Here is a 247-nt window from a genome sequence, read left to right as displayed (position 1 = left end):
AAGAATGGACACCAAATCAAACTGGATGAGGGTATTTGATTTTGGTACAGGAACAACAAAATATATGTTTTTGACAATTCAGGCCGGAGGTGCCAATGTGATGCGATATGCCATTAAAAATGGAGGAACTGAACAAGCAGTCAGCTTCAATTACACATTACCCCTTAATACCTGGACACATTTTGCAGTCACGCAGTCCGCAAACACTTGTACCTTGTACATTAACGGGACCGCTGTTGCATCCAAC

At 42.1% G+C, this 247-nt stretch carries 1 protein-coding gene; it reads left to right on the top strand.

The features are described 5' to 3' along the window. Positions 1–247: LamG-like jellyroll fold domain-containing protein (locus SB660_RS22815; RefSeq protein WP_410584800.1), on the top strand; the 247-nt coding region annotated here is incomplete at both ends.

The sequence above is a fragment of the Bacillus sp. SIMBA_005 genome, assembly GCF_046535585.1.
GTDB classification, from domain to species: domain Bacteria; phylum Bacillota; class Bacilli; order Bacillales; family Bacillaceae; genus Bacillus; species Bacillus pumilus.
This window is presented reverse-complemented; position numbering and strand designations above follow the sequence as displayed.